The 16,378-nt window shown below is 73.6% G+C and carries 10 protein-coding genes; all 10 read right to left on the bottom strand.

The window, feature by feature from the left end; all coding sequences use genetic code 11:
* Window positions 1-15: 15 nt before the first annotated feature.
* Window positions 16-6,306, bottom strand: coding sequence for a DUF4157 domain-containing protein (locus ACFU7Y_RS08920; RefSeq protein ID WP_380767031.1), 6,291 nt, complete (start codon window positions 6,304-6,306; stop codon window positions 16-18).
* Window positions 6,303-6,653: a hypothetical protein gene (locus tag ACFU7Y_RS08915; RefSeq protein ID WP_224284937.1), complete on the bottom strand. Its 351-nt coding sequence runs from the start codon at window positions 6,651-6,653 to the stop codon at window positions 6,303-6,305. The genes ACFU7Y_RS08920 and ACFU7Y_RS08915 overlap by 4 nt, the downstream gene beginning before the upstream one ends.
* Window positions 6,644-8,674, bottom strand: a complete 2,031-nt coding sequence (locus tag ACFU7Y_RS08910; RefSeq protein ID WP_380767029.1) for an ATP-binding protein — start codon at window positions 8,672-8,674, stop codon at window positions 6,644-6,646. The genes ACFU7Y_RS08915 and ACFU7Y_RS08910 overlap by 10 nt, the downstream gene beginning before the upstream one ends.
* Before the next feature lie 22 nt (window positions 8,675-8,696).
* Complete coding sequence (locus ACFU7Y_RS08905) at window positions 8,697-9,965, bottom strand: DUF4255 domain-containing protein (RefSeq protein ID WP_380767027.1); 1,269 nt, start codon at window positions 9,963-9,965, stop codon at window positions 8,697-8,699.
* A 114-nt stretch (window positions 9,966-10,079) separates the two neighbouring features.
* Entirely contained in the window at window positions 10,080-10,781 is a 702-nt protein-coding gene (locus tag ACFU7Y_RS08900) for a hypothetical protein (RefSeq protein ID WP_380767025.1), read from the bottom strand.
* Window positions 10,774-11,505 carry a hypothetical protein gene (locus tag ACFU7Y_RS08895; RefSeq protein WP_380767022.1) on the bottom strand — a complete coding sequence of 244 codons (732 nt, stop codon included), beginning with the start codon at window positions 11,503-11,505 and terminating at the stop codon, window positions 10,774-10,776. The genes ACFU7Y_RS08900 and ACFU7Y_RS08895 overlap by 8 nt, the downstream gene beginning before the upstream one ends.
* An 11-nt stretch (window positions 11,506-11,516) precedes the next feature.
* On the bottom strand, window positions 11,517-12,041 hold the full coding sequence (locus ACFU7Y_RS08890) for a phage tail protein (RefSeq protein ID WP_049649365.1): 525 nt from the start codon (window positions 12,039-12,041) through the stop codon (window positions 11,517-11,519).
* Window positions 12,042-12,048: 7 nt separating this feature from the next.
* Entirely contained in the window at window positions 12,049-13,896 is a 1,848-nt protein-coding gene (locus tag ACFU7Y_RS08885; protein ID WP_380767021.1) for a phage tail sheath family protein, read from the bottom strand.
* 186 nt (window positions 13,897-14,082) lie between these two features.
* Window positions 14,083-14,541, bottom strand: a complete 459-nt coding sequence (locus tag ACFU7Y_RS08880) for a hypothetical protein (protein WP_224282785.1) — start codon at window positions 14,539-14,541, stop codon at window positions 14,083-14,085.
* A gap of 19 nt (window positions 14,542-14,560) precedes the next feature.
* On the bottom strand, window positions 14,561-16,378 hold a 1,818-nt coding region (locus ACFU7Y_RS08875; RefSeq protein WP_380767019.1), incomplete at its 5' end, for a peptidoglycan-binding protein.

Raw genomic sequence — 16,378 nt, 5'->3', positions numbered from 1 at the left:
TGGGGGGTTGAGTCGTCACGAGGGTATCCACAGGCCGCCGGGCGATCTCCGCCATCCGGGGTGCAGCTTCTCGTCCGACGCTATTCGGCCGTCGGGCGCGAGGAACCTCGCGGCGTTGTGCATCGCCCACAGGGGGAACTGCTGGACCAGCTGTTCGTCGCTGAGCATCAGGACATCGGCCTTGGCCTTGGCGAAAGCGCGGATTATCAGGAGCTTGGACCGTGTCGTCATCCCCGCCACGGCCGTTTCGAGCTGAGCGCCTCTCTTGGTGAGCTCGCCGGTCCGGGAGTTCGTGTGCTCGGCGGCGATGCCCTGCGGGTTCAGCAGGTACTGCGAGCCGGCCACGGCGTTGCGTGGCGCCATGGTGTTGGTGTTCGACACGACGTCCTGCCAGGTCGCCTCGGGGAAGTTCGCGAGTTGCCAGGCCGCGATGTTCGTCATGGCGGCTGCCGGATAGCGAGCGCCCTCGACGGTCGGCATGAGCCTGGCCGCCGCTGCCATGGTCTCGGCGGCCTTCGGATTGCTGCGGAAGAACTCGTCCTGCGGGAGTCGGCGCTGTACGAGGTCGAAGAAGGCCCGCTGCATCCGCTGACGGGCTTGGGTCGATCGGTCGGCCGCGCTGACGCCTTCCTTGCCGAGGCTGTGGGCGAGCATGTCCTCGATCTCGGCCAACTTGTCGGCCGCCGCGTCCTTCGACGCCGGCCCGGCCTTGACGTAGTGCCCCGACCCCAGACCGCTGAGCACCTTGACCAGCCCTGGCGGAGTCTCACCGGCTCGGTCGCCGCTCCTGATGGCGCCCTGCTGTTCGCTGACACCGATCTCCATGCCACCGCCGGATGCCATGATGATGCGCTCGTGCCCCGGAGGCCGGTTCCCCCCGTGGATGGCACGTGCCTCGACCAGACCGGCGCGGGCCGGCCGGGTCTCCTGGCTGGGCGTGTCCGACGCGCTGCGGCGCTCCTGGTAGGCGCGCTGCTCCTCGTTGAGCACGCCGGCCTGGGCGACGACCTCCGGTGCGTTGATCAGTTTCTCGCCGAGCTGTTCCAGGATGCGCATCAGTGCGGGTTCGTTCTTGCGCACCAGGTCCTCGGCCGCCGGAATGTGGTCCCGGACGTCCTTCTCCGGGTTCAGTTCGGCGGTGATTGCGGTCAGCGGCCCGTCCTCGCGGGCGCTCAGGCCGGTCAGCCGGTACCACGCCCGCATTCCGCGGAGGACGCCACGGAGCGTCAGGCGGCCGATGCCGAAACCGAGCAGGCGATCGACCTTCGGCCGGATCCTCGCCACGATCAGTTCGAGGCGCTGCTTCTTCGCGTCCGGGGAGTTCTCGTGGGCGCGGCGTTGGGCGCGCTGCTGTTGGCGCTTCTGGTGCCAGGCGCGCAGCCGGTCGCGTTGCTTGCGGTAGGCGTCGCGGATGCGGTGGGCGCCGTTGGTGAGGGCGCGGCCGAGTTTGCTGTCGAGGAGCTTGCGGCCGAGGGTACGGGCGGCGACGCGGACGCGGTTGAGGGCGGCCTTGACGGTCTGGCGGGAGGCGTTGAGGGCGCGGCCGACGGGGGAGGTGGGGCGGCGGGGTGCGGTGGACTTGGGGCGGGTGACCTCGCGGCGCGGGCGTCCGGGGGTGGCCGAGGGGTGGCGCTCGGCCTGTCGGACGGTGTGCCGGGCGGGGCCGGTACGGGCGGGGCGGGCGGGCCGGGCGCGGCCGGGGGAGGGCGGTTTGCGCAGCGACCGGGTGGCGCGGCGCAGGCCCGCGCGGGCCTTGTTGACGGCGTTCCCGGCGGCCCTGCGGGCGCCCTTGCCGGCCCTGGCCAGACCCTTGAGGATCTTCTGGGCGATCCCCTTGAGCTTGGTGCCGACGGCTTTGCCTGCCCCCTTGAGCTTGCTGAGCAGGAAGTTGGAGATGAAGTCGAGCAGCGCGACCACGCCCGCCGCGACCGCGTCGGCGAACAGGCAGGCGGCCGAGCCGGATTTGACTGCCTTGAGGAAGGTGACGAACTTCCCGATCGCGGCGACGATCTTGCTGATGGTGTTCCACGCCGCCACCAGGCCCTGGATGATCGCCATGATCGCGCCCGCGGCCGGCACGATCAGCGACACCAGCTTCTCGACGACGATCGAGACGATCATTCCGGGCAGCGAGGCGACGATCGCCTGCCAGGCCATCCGTCCGATCTGGGCCATCGAGATGCAGCCCTTGACCAGGACGTTGACGATGGTGGAGGTCAGGCCGACCACCGACTCGACCTTCTCGTTGAACCACTGCTTGACCGCGCTCTTGATCGCACCCCACAGGTAGTGCTGGATGCCGTCGATCGCGGCGCTGCCGAGCTTCTTCAGCCAGCCGCCCGGGTCGGAGGCGATGTCGCCGATCAGGACCGCGAACTCTCCGAAGACCGCGATCGCCTTCTCGACGAAGTCGATCGCGTCCATGACGGACTTGCGGACCGCCTCGATCGCGGCCTTGAGCCCGGCCTCCAGCGCGTTCAGCAGCGCGTTCAGCCCGGCGGCCAGCAGGTCGAGCAGCTTGTTGACGGCGTTCTTGAGCTTGTCCGCCCACTCGTTGACCTTGGCGACGGCTTTGTCGCGCCACTCCTCGATCTTCTTGCGGAACTTGTCCCGCAGTTCGGGGAAGGCCGCCAGCAGCACGTCGCAGATCTTGATCAGCGCGTCGGCGAGCTTGTCGATCAGCTCGACGGCGAACTTGCGCGCCTGGTCGATCGCCCAGTTCGCGAACTTTCGGAAGCCGTCGATGATGTCGTTGATCAGGCCGCGGAAGTAGTCGAAGACCTTGGTGACCGCCTCGACCAGCGCGTCGAAGGCGGCCTTGACCTTGGACTTGACCCAGCCCCACCAGCCCTCGGACTCCTCCTTCTTGCGGTCCTTCTCCTTCTGCGCCTTCTCCTCGGCCTCCTTCCGCTTGTCCTGGATCTTCTGGTTGTCCTGCTGCTGACGGTCCCGGACGTCCTTGTCGGCCTCGGTGCGCTTCTTGCCGATCTGTCCGGTCTTGTCCTGGTGCTCGGCGTCGGCGTCCTGGTCCGCGGTGGTGGCCTTCTGGTCCTGCTCGGTGCGCCACTGCTCGCGCTCGCCCTTGACCTTCTCGGCGGCCTCGCCCCGTTCGCCGGCCTGGGCCTGGGCGTTGTCCGCCACCGCCTGGTCGACCTCGGCCTGGTTCTGCCGGCGCGCATCGGCCTCGCCCTGCTTCTGCTTGGCCTGTTCGGAGCCCAGTTGGCTCTGGCCCTGGCCGACCGCGGCCTGGATCTGCGGGCCGCGCTCCTGCTGGGTCACGATGCCGATGCCCGGCTTGGTGTCGACCGCGCCGCCGGCCCTGGCGCCCCCGCCCTTGCCCCCGCCGCCCGGTACGGAGGCGGTGAGGGTCTCCTTCGGCACGTCCGGGTAGATCCGGTCCTCGCCCATCGGCTTGGCGGCGTCCTCCCGGCCGACGCCGAGGATCTTCGTGGAACTGTCCTTGAGCTTCGCGGCCTGCTGGTCGGTGCGCGCCGGGTCGCTCTCGCCGGTCAGTTCGACCTCGGGCGCCCGGCCGACCGTGGTGTTCAACGCCGGATCCGTCGTGGGGACGCCGTCGACCGCGCCCTGCACTTGCTGCACTTCCTGCGGCGAGACCTGGGTGCCCGCGTCGTCGGCGACGTGCGGCACGGCGACCCGGTCGCCGGGGTTCCGGCCCTCGACCTTCTTCTGCTGGGCCTTCTGCTGCTCGCCGTCCGCGCCCTGCGGACCGACCCGCTCCAGCCGCTCCGTCACCGCCACGGCGGGCGGCGCGGCCTCGGGCGTGCCGGACTGGGTCTGTGGTGCGCCGGACGGGCGCTGGACGGTCGGCGGGGCGGCCTGCAACCGGGCGTGCTGCTCGCCGACCGTACGGTCGACCGAGCCGTCCACGCCGTCCAGGGTGGTGGCCAGCTGATCGGGCGGCAGGCTCGCGGCGGTGGCGAGCGCGCTCTGCGGGTCCTGGGCGGAGACGTCGGGCGGGGCCTGCTGCTTCTCCTGCTTGGGCGGGGCGCCCCCGGCTGCGCCACCGGCCGCGCAGCCGCCACCCGCGCCTCCGCCGTTGCCACCGGCACCGCCGTCCGGCTCCGCCTCGGTGGTGGGCTGCTGCGGGCCCGCGCAGGCACCGCCGCCGGACTCCAGTGAGGCGTCCGGGGCAGGCTGGGCGGTGAGTCCGGCGGGCGCGTCGGCCTGCTCGGCAGCCGGGCCGGGGGCGGCGTCGGCGTCGGCGTCGCGGCCGGTGTCGGGACGGGTGTCGGGAGTGGCGGCGGGCCCGCCGGGGCCGTCGCCGCCGACCGGACCTGTCGTGCCGGGGGCCGCGGCGGTGAGCTCCGGGCCCGGGCCCTGCGGCTCGGGTGTGGCCGCGGGCTCGGCCTCGCGTGCCTCCTCGGCGGGGGCTTCCGGCTGCTGCGGCTCCGTCGGGGCGGGCTCGGTGGCGGCTGGTGCCGGGGTCGCGGTCGGGTTCGTGGCCGGGTCGGGGCCGATCTCCTGCTCGACCGGCTGCTCCGGCTGGAGGTCGCGGGCGCTCCGCTCCTCGGCCTCGGCGCCGGGGCTCGGCTCGGGGGCGGCCGCAGGCTGGGCCGGGTCGGGCTGGGCCTGCTCGGGAGCCGTCGGCTCCGCCTCGTCCTCGGGCCGGCTCTCCCGCTCGGCCTGCACCTGGTCGGCCTTGGTGGCGGGCGGGGCGGGGAACTCCGGCGCCTCGGCGTTCGCGGGGGGCGCGCCGTCCGCCGACACCTGGATCTGATCGGTGGTCGGCACGCCGGACATGTCGGGGTCGGTCGAGGGCAGGAAGTCCCCGGGATTGAGCTCCGGCCCGGGCACGGCCGACTGCGACTGCCGCTCCCGGTCCGTGGCGGGGTCGTCGTGGACCTCCGCGTCCGCGCCGGGCTCCAGACCCAACGGCCGCTCCTCGTCCGGGGCTTCGCGCTGCTGCTGGTCGCCCTCCAGCATTCCGTGCCGGGCGAGCGGGCTGTCCTCGGCCCGCGCGATCGCTTCCAGGCGCTCGGGTTCGACGGGTGCCGGCTGCGGCAGCGGCGCGGCGGCGGGCTCCTGTGGCTTCGTGCCGGCCGAGGGCTGGGCGGCGGCGTCCGCCGGTCCGGCTTCGGGCGAGCCGGGTACGGAGACGGCTGCCGGCTGGGCGCCCTCCTCCGTCGTGGCGGCCTGCTCCGGCCCCGCGTCGGGGGTCGTCGCGGGCGCCTCCTCGACGGCGGGAGGCTGTGCGTCGGCGGCGGGCTGGGTCTGACCGGCCTCCGGCTGCGGAGCCGGCTGCGCGCCCGGTGGAGTCTGCGCGGCCTCGCCCGCCGCGGGCTGGGCCTGCCCCTCCTGCTGCTCGTCCTGCTGCTCCGGGCGCTCCTGGTCGTCCTTGCCTTCCTTGCCGCCGTGCCCCTTGCGGCGCTTGCGCCGACCCTTCGGGTCGTCCGACTGCCGTGCCTCCTCGTCGAGTTGACGTTTCCGGTCCTGCTCGTCTCGGTCCTGCCCCTCCGGCTGCTCGCGCTCGTCGGTGGCCCGGTCGGCGGCATCGGTGACCGGCTCGGGCGTCTGCGCGCCGTCCACGTCGGCCGGGCGGTGCTCGGCGGCCTCGACCAGCTCCAGCACCCGGGTGTAGTCCGACGAAGGCAGCCGGTCCGCCAGCCGGGAAAGCACGGAGGCCTGCAACTCCGGTGCGAAGCGGGCGAGTTGCAGGCGGACCCGGCCGGAGGAGTCGGTCGGGTCCCCGCGCAGCGAGCGCAGGATGCCGGCTGCCAGTCGGTCGACCAGGGTGGCCGGATCGAGCCGCTCGGTGCGGAACCGGTCGGCGTCGACGGTCGCGTAGCGGAGCCAGCCCGGCGTGGCGCCCGGCGTCGCCGCCGCCGGCCGGTCCTCGCGCGCGCCGTGCTCCGCCTCCCGTTCGATCGCGTCCTGCGGCAGGCTGACCGCGCCCAGGTCACGGCCGGCCCGCAGCGCGCCGAGCGGGTTCGGGGCCTGGACGGTGTGCAGCAGCTCGTGGGTGAGCAGCCGCCGGCCGTCCTCACCGGCCGGCCGGTACTTGCCCTCGCCGAAGAAGAGGTCCGGACCGACGGCGACGGCGTCCGCGCCGATCAGCTCGGTCAGCGCGGCGGAGTCCCGGTCGGTGTGCACCCGGACCCGGCTGAGGTCGTGCCCGAGCCGCGCCTCCAACTCCCGGCGCACGCCCGGGTCCAGCGGCTGGCCCGCGCCGGAGACGATCTCCTTCGGCTCGGGCGTGCGGGCCTTCGGCGCCCGCGTCTTGCGCCGGGTCGCGCCCTGCTTGGCGTCCTGCCCGGAATCCCGGGCAGGAGCGTTCAGCCGGCTCATGTCCGCCCCCGCTCCGGAGCCCGGCCACCGCCGGACAGCCCGGTGTGCACGGCGCGGGCGAGCGCCTCGCCGAGCCGCTGCGCCGAGGCGTCAGCCGGCAGCGGCGGCAGCCCGGAGAGCAGGTCCAGCGCGTGGTCGCCGTCGACCGCGAGCGGCACGCCGCGCGTCTCGACCAGGCGGGTCAGCTCGCTCCGGAACGCCGCCGTCAGCCGCTCGTGGTCGATCCGCGCGAAGCCGTCGAGGACCAGCTCGCCGATCTCGACCTCGATCCGCCCGGCACCGCCCGTCCCCGCGCTGCCCGGCTCGGTGCTGCGCCGCCCGATCCCGGGCCCCTCGGTCAGATCCATCCGGAGACCTCCGAGGGCGACAGCGAGCGCTCCAGCTTGAGGTACTCGGTGCGCGCGGCGGCCAGCAGGTGCCGCATCTGCATCGGGCAGTCCTCGTCGGCGGCCAGGAAGGCGGCGGACAGCGCGATGTTGCGGATGGAGCCGCCCGCCACGGTGAGCTGGGCGAGCCGCTCCGGATCGACGCCCTGGCTGGGGGTCTGCGCGGGGATGACCCGCCGCCAGATCTCGGCGCGCTCCGGCACTCCGGGGAACGGGAAGTCGGCCACGAACCTGATTCGCCGCATGAACGCAGGGTCCAGCGCCTTCTTCATGTTGGTGGTGAGCACGGCCAGGCCCCGGTAGGCCTCCATCCGCATCAGCAGGTAGCTGACCTCCAGGTTGGCGTAGCGGTCATGGCTGTCCTTGATCTCGCTGCGCTTGCCGAACAGCGCGTCGGCCTCGTCGAACAGCAGCAGCGCGCCGCCGCGTTCGGCCGCGTCGAAGACCCGCCGGAGGTTCTTCTCGGTCTCGCCGATGTACTTGCTGACGACCTGGGAGAGGTCAATGACGAACAGGTCCACGCCGAGCTGCCCGGCGACGACTTCGGCCGCCAGCGTCTTCCCGGTGCCCGACCCGCCGGCGAACAGCGCGGTCACGCCGAGGCCGCGGCGCAGCACCGACTCGAAGCCCCACTCCTGGTAGACCGTGCCGCGCCGGCGGACGTGGGCGACGATCTCGCGCAGCGTCGCGAGCTGGCGTTCCTCAAGGACCAGGTCGTCCCAGGCGGCGCGCGGCTCGACCCGCCGGCCCAGCTCGTCCAGGGACATCCGGGCTTCCGCCAGCCCGGCGTGCCAGGCCAGTCGGCTGACGTCCGCACCCTCCCCGCCGTCCGCACCCTCCGCGCCGTCCGCGCTGTCCCCGCCGTTGCCGCGGGATTCGGCAGCCCGCCGGGCGGTCGCGGCGGCCGAGCGGATCACATGGCCGGGCAGCGAGAACTGCGCGGCCAGCGCGCGGAGTCCGCCCTCGGTGACCCCCGGCGCACCGTCCAGCGCCTCGGCCCAGATCCCCAGCTGCTCCTCGGGGCCGAGCGGGGGCACGGTCAGCCTGGTACGGTCCGAGGCCCCGGCGGGCGGGGGCTCGTCGCCGGACACGACCAGCGGCACCGCGAGGCCGGCGAGGAAGGCCTCCGCGCCGTTCGGGGCCTGCCGACGCTCCCGGCCCGGCTCCCCGCTCTCCACCAGCAGCGCGGCCGGGATCAGGATCGCCTCGCGCTGCCACAGCCGGGCGAGTTGCTCGCGCTCGGCGGGCTCGGTGGGCAGGTCCTCGCGGTGCGCGGCGTAGAGGCCGAGTCCGGCGCGGTGGGCCGCCTCCGCCGCGATCTCCCAGCGGGTGCGGCGGTCGGCGCCGGTCAGCTCGGTGTGCGGCGGGCCGGACAGCCCGGCCGAGGTCCACCCCCGCGCCAGCGCGGCGGCGCACCGCTCGTGCGGGCCGGGCAGCCCGTCGGGCGGTCCTACCCGGGTGAGCAGGCCGTGCAGCCGCACGTCCAGGTACGGCACGCCGACCAGGAAGTGCAGCACCCGCTCGTCGATCCGCAGCCGGGAGGCGGTGAGCGCCGTCTCGTCGTCGAGTTCGACCAGCCGGAAGCGGCGCAGCGGGCCCACCGGGGTGAGCGCGCTCCAGTGCGGCTGGTCCAGGGCGGCGAGGGCGAGGGAGAAGGTCGGGTACGCGCGCCCCGGGTCGCCGCCCGCCGCGGCGCACCGGGCGGCGGCCGTGGGGTCGATCGCGGGGGCGGAGGTCAGCACGAGGACGTCGCGCTCGAACGGGGTGAGCCCGAAGGAAGCGGTGACGGCGTCCAGGGCGGTGGCGGGCTGCCGGCGCCCGCCCCGGCGGGTGCCGGGTGCCGACGGGACGGCGGGCTCGGCAGAACGGCCGGCCGCGTGCGCGTCGACCCGTTCGAGCACGGCGGCGACCGCGGCGGACAGCGACTCCCGGTGCGAGTCGTCCGCCGAGCCGTCGCGGCCCTGCCTCCGGCGCGTGCTCATCTCCCAACCCCCCGTCCTGCGGTCAGCGCGTCAGGTCCACGACCGGGCCGGTGAAGGCCCCGTCGCCGGACACCGTCAACTCGCTCGGCACGCCGTCCACCTGGATCCGGGCCAGGTACGCCGTCGGGCGGACGCCGACGACCGGCACCCGGACCTCGAACGGGTCGGTGCGCGGCAGCGGCGGCGCGGGTGCGCGGAACTGGCGGCTCGCCCCGGGCCGCCCGGCGGGCGGGTGCAACTCGTCCAGTAGCAGCAGGACTTGCTGGTCGTCCCGGAGCGGCAGGTCCAGCTGGACATCCAGCCGGGCCGAGACCCCGGCCGGTCCGTCGCTGCGGTCCGCGGTGCCGATCGGCGCGACGATCCGCGGCTGCCGGGCGAAGGTCTGCACGTTGGACTCCACGGCGAGGTGCTCGGCGGCCGGTCGGCCGTCCAGTGCCAGCCCGTGCAGCACCTGCACCCGGAACACACCGGGCGGCAGGTCCTCCGGTACGGCGATCACCAGGCGGTCGTCCCGGACACCGCCCGGGTCGACCGTCACCCGGCGCTCGCCCAGCCGGGCCACCACCAGGTCCGCGCGCAGGCCGGAGCCGTCCACCACCAGCTCCCGGTCCTTGGTCACCGGCCCTTCCGCGGGGGCGCCCTGGGATCCGGCGGGCCGGGAGAGCACCCGCTCGACGACCGGTCCGCGGGACGGCACGGCCCGCACGGAACGGCGCAGCACCGGCTTGCCGGCCACCGGATCGGCCTTGCCCTCCACGAAGACGGCGGTGGCCTGGTAGGCCACGGACAGCGCGTACGGCGTCTGGAACAGCGTCATCCACAGCTTGGACATCTCGTCCACGTCCATCGGCGTGGGCGTGAAGCGCACCCGCTGCGGCGAGGCGGCCAGGTCCGTCCCCACCAGGTACGGCTGGGTGGCCGCCTCCTCGATCAACTGCCGGGACAGCAGCGGCTGTTCGGTCAGCGCCCGGACCACGCAGCCGAGCAGCCGCTGGCCGACCAGCTGGGTCTCCTCGCCGTAGCAGCTGATCAGGTAGTGCAGGTCCAGGGCGGCGGCCGGCCGGGTCAGCACGGTGCCGTCGGTCGCGCGGGTGGGCGCGTCGCGGTTGCGCAGCGAGGCGTTGGGCGTGACCTGGTAGAGGAAGACGGTGATGGTCGGGTCGGTGGGCGGCTCGGTCGGCGGCTTGCGGGCGCTGACCTCGACCGCGAACGGGATGTCGGGCGAGAGCGCTCGGGTGATGAGCAGCCGCAGCGCCTCGCTCACGGTGGCGATCGCGAGGTGGTTACTCATGCGTCCGCCTTGCTGCGCTCGGCAGGGGCATTCGCCCGTACGCACCTTCTGATGGCTCGCTCGCTCCGCTCGCTCACGGGTTCACCCCCTCGGTCATGTGCCCCACCCGCTCGCTCATGAGGTCTCCCGGTTGAGGTACTTGTCCAGGTCGAGGGCCGGGCCCGGGCGGGCGGCCGCCGGCTTGTGCGGTCCGGCCGGGGTGCGCTGGGCGGCCTTGACCTCGACCCGCCCGATCTGGACCCGTACCACCCGCTCGACCGGCCGCTGCTGGCGGTGGCTCCCGGTCCTGTGCGTCTGGCCCGGGGCAGTTGCCACGGCGGCGCGCCGTACGGACGCCGGCGCGGCGGCGGCCGGCCGGACCGGTGCGGGCGGTGCCACGGTCGGCAGCTCGGGGGCAGCCGCCCGGTGCAGTGCGGTGACGGGCGTCGGTACGGCTGCCGGGCGGGCGGCCTCCCTCCGCACCGCCGGTTCGACGGCCGGTGCGGCAACGGGGGTGACCGGCGGCGCGATCAGCAGCGGCGTGCGCGGCAGCGGAAGGACGGGTGCGACAGCCGGCCGGTCCTCACCGACCACCGCCCGCAGCGCCCTCTCGACCGGCGCCGCGGGCGGTGCCGCCGGCGGCCGGGCGAGTGGCACGGGAGCGGGTCGCCCGCCCGAGCGGCCCGGCCCGAACGACTCCTCGTCCACGACCGGCAGCGCCGGAGCGAGCGCGTCGAGCCGTTCGAACGGCTCCGGCAGGCGCGGGCGCACCCGTACCCCGGCCCGGTCCCCGCTCAGGCCGTCCTTCGCCACCAGGCGGTCGAAGTGGTCAGGCATCTGCACACAGCTCCAGGTAGTAGCGGCGCCGCAGCGGGCTGAGCGCCAGGATCTCCGCCTCGCTCCAGCCGTAGGCGGTGGCCAGGAGGTGGACGTCGAGCAGGGTCGACCGGGCCCAGTCGTCCAGCTCCTCCCAGAGGTAGGAGGCGATGTCCAACTCGGCGAGGGCCTGCTCGCCGCACTCGGGGCAGCTGAGGTTCAGCCGGACGTCCGCGCAGGGGTCGGCCGCGGCGGCGGCCTCGGCCACGCGCCGCTGGACCGGTTCGGGGAGCTGCCGGGCGGCGACCGGCTCCCCGCCGTGCTCGGCGGTCAGCACGCACCGCTCCAGTACAACGGCCCGGGCCTGGCCTGCGGGGGCCTGTTCGGCGACGGCCAGGTCGCCGGGGGTGGGCAGCCGGAAGCCGACCTGCCAGCCGTCCAGCTCCACCCGCAGCGGGCCGTCCGCCGGCCGCGCGGCACCGACCACCTGCCCGGCGTCGAAGGCGAACTCCATCTCCTCCGCGCAACTCGGGCAGCCGACCCGCACGTTGAGCAGTTCGCCGAACAACTCGGCGCGCAGGCAGAACAGTTCTGCGTCCCGCCGGCCGAGCGGTACGGCCAGCAGTTCCTCCGTCCCGGCGCCCGGACGGGCGACGGTGTGCAGCAGCAGGGCCCGCCCGGTGCGGCCGGCCGCCAGCCCGGCCTCCCAGGCGGCCAGCAGGGCGGCCTCCCCGGCGAGTTCCATCGGTCGGCCGCTCAGGCCGGCTGCTGGAACGAGGGCTCTTCCGGCTCGGGCGTCTCCTCGTCCCGCTCCCAGCCCTCCACCTCCAGCTTGAGGCTCTGGATCGCCACCGCGTTGGCGTTGGCGTCCAGTTCGCCGAGCACCTGGTACTCACTCGGCCAGGCGCGGTACAGCTTGTGGGCGACCGCCACCTGACCGGCCTCGTTGAGCACCTGGATCACCAGGTCCTTGCGGAAGTCCCGCAACGAGACCTCCGCCCCGCGGCCCGCGCCGACCATCCAGACCTTGTTGGCCCAGCGGTCGAACTCCGGGTCGTGGGTGACCCCGCGCTCCAGGGTGACCGCCTCGAAGTCGGTGCGCCCCGGCGACTTGCGCGGTGCGCTCGGATCGCCCCCGCTGCGGTGCTTCACCACCTCGGTGGTGCGCTTGAGCGGGCTGATCTTGCTGATTCCGGCGACGACCCGACCGTCCCAGACGACCAGGAACTTGAAGTTCTTGTACGGGTCGAACCGGTGTGGATTGACGGTGAACTCGACCATGGAGATCCTAAACCTCGAACTGTCCGGCGAGCTGCTCGATCTTGACGATCACGAATTCCGCGGGCTTGAGTGGCGCGAATCCGACCACGACGTTCACCACGCCGCGATTGATGTCGTCCTGCGTAGTGGTGTCCTTGTCGCACTTGACGAAATAGGCCGAGCGCGCCGACGTGCCCTGGAACGCGCCCTGCTGGAACAGCGAGTGCAGGAACGCGCCCACGTTCAGCCGGATCTGCGCCCACAGCCGCTCGTCGTTGGGCTCGAACACGACCCATTTGGTGCCGCGGTAGAGGCTCTCCTCCAGCATCAGCGCCAGGCGCCGCACCGGGACGTACTTCCACTGCGAGCTGAGCGCGTCGGCGCCCGCCATGGTCCGCGCGCCCCACGCCACCGGGCCCACCACCGGGAACGTCCGCAGGCAGTTCACCGCGAGCGGGTTCAGCAGGCCGTTCTCCCGGTCCGTCAGCGGGACGGTCAGCGCGCGTACCCCGGGCAGTCCGGCCTCGGTGCCCGCGGGTGCCTTCCACACGCCCCGCTGGCCGTCGGTGCGCGCCATCACGCCGGCGATGGTGCCCGACGGCGGGAAGCTGCGCAGCCGGCCGGTGAGCGGGTCGACCAGCTCCAGGTGCGGGAAGTACAGCGCGGCGTGGTCGTTGCGCACCGAGTCGAAGGCGGACAGGCCCGCCCGGGCGGCGTCCAGCGTCGTCCACGCCTGCGGCGAGTCGACGATCAGGAACATCCGCTGCTCCACGCAGAGTGCCTGGGCGGCCGAGACGACCGTGACGGCGTCGTCCACGCTGGCGTAGCCGGCCAGTTCCGGCAGCACCAGCAGGTTGACGTCCGGCACGTCGCGCAGGGCCTGGATGCCGGTCTTGCCGGCCTCGCTACCGATCAGGTCCGTCATGCCGGGGGCTCCGCCGTCCTGGCCGCCGGCGAGGGCGAGGACCGGCGGGTTGACCGAGCCCTCCAGTCCGAGGTTGTTGGCGGCCTCACCGAGGAAGCGCACCACGTCGGCCGGGTCGGTGGAGCCGGCGACGACCTGGAGCTGCCGCCCGAACACGCTCACCCGGGTGCCCGCGAAGGCCCGCTTGCCCGGGGCGTCGGGCAGGGCCCGCAGCTTGCGCTCCAGTAGCAGGGCGAGTTCGGGGACGGTGGTCGGCGCGGTGCCGTCCGCGGCGGGGTCGTAGATCGTGACGGTCCGCGAGACGTCGGCGATCTTCACCTGGATCTCGTGGGTGAGGTCCGGCAGGGTGGCCGCGAAGGGCTTGGAGACGGTGCCCACCGGGTCCGGCCGGCTCTCCGCCAGCACCTTGACCCGGACGACAGTCGAGCCGCTGTTCACCACCGTCTCGGCGAACCGGGGGCTGGCGGCCCGGACCGACAGGTCCGCGAAGGACTCCCGGACGGCGCCGGAGGTGTCGAAGACCTGGAGGTTGAAGGTCTCGGCCGGGGTCGGCGTCCGGTAGTCCACGGCGACCCGCAGCCCCCCGCCCCAGAGCCCCGGCTCGACGGCCGTGACCTCCAGGGCCGGGGTGGCGGTGGAGGTCTGCGTCGAGTTGAGCGTGACGCCCGCGGCGGCGCCGGTGCCGGCCGCCGCGACCCGGACCACCATCCCGACCGAGCCCCCGTTGAGGAAGAACTGCTGGACGGCGTAGCTGACCGGGCTCTGACTCGCGAGTCCGCCGAAACGGCGTTCGAAGTCCGCGAAACTGGTGATGGTGACCGGCTGGTTGAGCGGGCCGCGCCGGGTGGCCCCGACGAAGGCGGTCACCGAGGTGCTCACCGCGGTGATGGTACGGACGCCGCTGGGAAGCTCTTCGATGTAGACGCCCGGGTAGGTCGGTGTCGTCGGCAATTCCCCCTCCGTTCACTTCGTGCATCAAGAGGCCGGTAAAATGGGATCCGGATGCATTGGTGGCAGGCTCAGTCTCGGATTCAGGCGACAATTCGTCAAGACATGAACAGAAAAGGCTAATTGTAATACCGGGCCTTTTCGGGGGTTGCGGAATTGGGCATTCCGCAACCCCTGTGCTGGTGCCAGTCAGCCGCCTTCGGGCAGGTTCCGGTAGTCGGGTCGGGCCGGCGTGGGGTCCGGCGGCGTCGCTGCGGGTGCGGGTGCGGGCGCGGGTGCGGGCGTAGGCGTGGGTGCAGGTGCGGGCTCAGGCGCCGGAGCCGGCGCGGGCGTAGGCGTGGGTGCAGGTGCGGACGGCGCAGGCGTAGGTGCGGCAGGCGTGGGTGCAGGTGTGGCCGGCGTGGGCGCGGGGACCGGCGGCTGGTAGGACGGCGGCCGGGCGGCCCCCAGGAACCAGCCCCAGCTCGCGCCGAACCGGTGCTCCAGGAACCGGAACGCGGCGTAGTAGACCGTGCCGAAGCCGGTGACCAGGGCGGAGGTGACGGAGGCGTTGTCCAGGTGGATTCCGAGCCGCGCGGCCTGCACCACGAGGAACGCGACGATGTAGGGAACGCACGTGCGCCACAGGGACAGGGCGAGTTGGTACATCTGTCCTCCTCGGCCGACGTCAGCCGGCGACGGTGAAGCCGTGCGCCTGGCCGAGCCGGGTCAGCGAGTTGATGCCGGGTATGCCGTCCGCCTGCTGCCCGCTGTACCCGTACCGGCGCTGCAGCGCGGAGTAGGCGTCGATGGTCCGGGTGCCGAACGAGCCGTCGGCCCACTGCCGGTCGAGCAGCTCCTCGGCGACGAGGGCCCGCTCCACCGTGTACACGTCGTCGGCGTGCGTGGTGGCGCCCTGGGGCGCGTCCGGGTCCTGGCGGGCCGCCGCGACCACCCGCGACTTCGACACCTCGGCCAGCGGGATCGGCCCGCCGAGCAGCCGGCGCAGCGAGGACTCGCCGGGCACGCCGTCCGCGTCCCCGCCGGAGTAGCCCAGACTGCGCTGGTAGTCGGCGTAGTTGAGGGTGTCGGCGTCGGTCCAGTCCGGTCCCGGGCCCTGCCCGTAGTGTGAGCCGAAACCCGCCGCCACCAGCGCCTCGCCGACGATGGTGACCTGCGGACCGTGCGCGCCGTAGCCGTACGACAGGCCGCCGACGTCCTTCCGGTACCGGGCCGGGGTCGGGTCTGGGACCGGGTCCGGCTGGGGCGCGGGCTGTTGGGGTGGGGTGACCACCGTGCCGGAGGGGCGCGGCGCACCCGACGTCACCCAGGCGTACAGCGCCGGGCCGGGGCAGTCGGTCGAGTAGCCGTCCTGGTGCCCCTTGATCTCCGGGCCCGCCGGGCCCTGCTGCTCGCAGTACTCGATCGCGTCCCGCAGCCCGTTGAGCTGTTCCGGGGTGGGCACGGTCGAGCCGGAGGAGCCGACCAGCCCGCACACCGCGTAGTGAGCCTCGTTGAGCGGGACGTCGCCGTTGGCGCTGTTGCGCCGGTTCAGCCCGCGGCCCTCGAACACGTGGCCGTGCTCGCAGACCACGAAGCTGTAGCCGATGTCCGACCAGCCGTCGTCGTCCATGTGTGAGGCCTGGAGGCGCCGTACGTAGGCCGGGCAGGTGTCGTGGGTGTCGAAGGTGTACGTCGTGCCGAGGTAGTGCACCTTCACTCCGGCGCGCGGACCGGCGTACGGGATCGAACCGTTAGGCTCGCGCCAGGGCCGCGCGCCCCACTGGTCCCGGTCCACCAGCTGCAGCCCCGGCCAGCCGGGCGACTGCGGCCCCGGGGTCGGCGCGGGTGGCTCGGGGTCCGGGGCCCGGCCGGCGCCGGCCCACGCCCGCAACTCGTCCAGCGAGCCGTTGAACATGTCCGCGTCGAGTGGGTCGTCGCTGTACTGGTGGAAGCGCCAGGACGCCTGGATGCGCGGCGAACCCGCGGAAACGTAGTCCGCTATCCACAGGAAGTCGCCGGCGTTGTCGTCCGTCCGGAACCAGTAGTCCCGGTTGGTGTAGAGCCCGACCAGGCGGTCCGGGTAACGCTGCTTGACCGCCGCCAGCCACCGGTTCTTCGCCTCGGTCGCGTCGCCGTCGCCGACCGACTGTCCGTACGGCTCGAAGTCCAGCACCAGCAGCTCGCCCGCGGGCACCTGCCCCACGACCTGGCAGAAGTGCTCCACCTCACCCTCGACCGGGTTCTCCGCGTGCAGGAAGTGGTAGTGCCCGACCACCAGCCCGCGCCCCCGGGCGTCCGCGAGTTTGTCGGCGTACCCCGACTGGCCGGTGTGGCCGCCTTCGGTGGCCTTGATGAAGACGAACTCCGCGTCCCCCGGAATGCCCGACTGGAAGTCGGAGACGTCATATTGAGCCGAAACGGCTTGGTTGCCTGCTCGTTGACACGGTGTGATCGAGGTCGGGGACATGCGGCGGCTGTCGCCTACGGCGCAGGAGGGTCTGCG

The organism is Kitasatospora sp. NPDC057542 (assembly GCF_042801945.1).
Classification (GTDB): Bacteria; Actinomycetota; Actinomycetes; order Streptomycetales; family Streptomycetaceae; genus Kitasatospora.
The sequence above is the reverse complement of the archived record's forward strand: the minus strand, read 5'-3'. Positions and strand labels throughout refer to the sequence as shown.